Raw genomic sequence first — 1,275 nt, 5'->3', positions numbered from 1 at the left:
TCAAAAATATTAATGCTTGATTGAAGCAGTAAAACAGTATCGCCTTTTGATAGTTCAAAATTGATATTAGATATATTTTTTGTGTGAATTTCTAAGTCTTCAAATTCTGGTATTATAACTACAGCCTCTTGAGTTTGCTGTTTAAATTCCTTTACAGTGCCAATTCGAGTTATGAAAATATTTGAATAAATCCAATTTTTTACGTCTTCTTGTGTTAATGTATTTCCATAAATGCGCTTGTTCATTTTGTAAATTATATGGTCAAAGTCCATTTTACCCCCTTTATTATCTCATTGGTGCAAAATTAGAGACATCGTATAGCTTAAGTGATAATGAACAATCTCCGGTATTGCTAAGTCCTGCACTTGTTTCTTGTATGGTGTTTTTAATAATGTTTCCCAGTCCGTCTATAAATGAAACTTTATCTCCAACTTTTAGTTTATGTGTATAAAATATTTTAGCGTTCCAATATATACGCCTTGTTTTAAATTCGGGTTCAATATCAACTTCTTGCTGTGGTATAAATTCAAGTCCATAATCTTCTAATGCTTTATAGTGGGTATCTTTACCCTTTTGATTGTAATTAGTAAATACGAAATTGCATTCAATTTCGTAATCATGATAGCCAACATCAGTTATTATATTATGAACGTATTTTCCTTCTATTATTTTCGCAATAAACTCTTTTGGTGTTGAGGCATAAAAATTTTTGTCAATCACTTTAAGTTTATCTTTTTTATCCATGTTAATGATATTGCGATTAGGAAATACAGATTCTATTGCATCTTGCACCGTCATACCTTTAAAATTTTTACCCACTTTGCCCTCTTTGTTTTTTAATTTGCGATTGAAGAAGTTGTTATTAGTTAATAATTTAACTTCAAGCTCAACACTAAAATCTCCACCAGGATAATCAGTGCTCATGGGATGCTCTAAAGTACCCGCCATTATAAAATCAAATTTTTTCTCATAAGCAAATTTTTTATAATATATTTTTACTATATCTCCGAATTTAATGTGGTCGGTGAAATCTAGAGACAAATTCCACAACGCAATTTTTGCTTGTTTGGAACTTACAGTATTTAAGTCTGCTGATAATCTATTAAATATGGAAATATCAGCATGAATTCCATCTTGTGTATTTATTATAATTTTAGGAGTTTCTTCTGGAAAAGGAATTCCATCAATTGATTTTTTTGATTTATCTACATTGTAAAATTCAATTTTAAAATCATAACTTAGTAACATTGATTATCCTTTATATTTTCCCAATGC

2 protein-coding genes are annotated in these 1,275 nt (G+C 29.1%); both read right to left on the bottom strand.

The features are described from left to right. Positions 1–272 (bottom strand): DUF777 family protein (locus HNR35_RS05705; protein WP_183224549.1); only part of this gene is annotated, 272 nt, incomplete at its 3' end. A gap of 13 nt (positions 273–285) precedes the next feature. Beyond that, positions 286–1,248, bottom strand: coding sequence for a DUF693 family protein (locus HNR35_RS05700; protein ID WP_183224547.1), 963 nt, complete (start codon positions 1,246–1,248; stop codon positions 286–288). Positions 1,249–1,275: the final 27 nt, after the last annotated feature.

Origin of the sequence: Borreliella spielmanii (assembly GCF_014201705.1) — a bacterium.
Classification (GTDB): Bacteria; Spirochaetota; Spirochaetia; order Borreliales; family Borreliaceae; genus Borreliella; species Borreliella spielmanii.
This window is presented reverse-complemented; position numbering and strand designations above follow the sequence as displayed.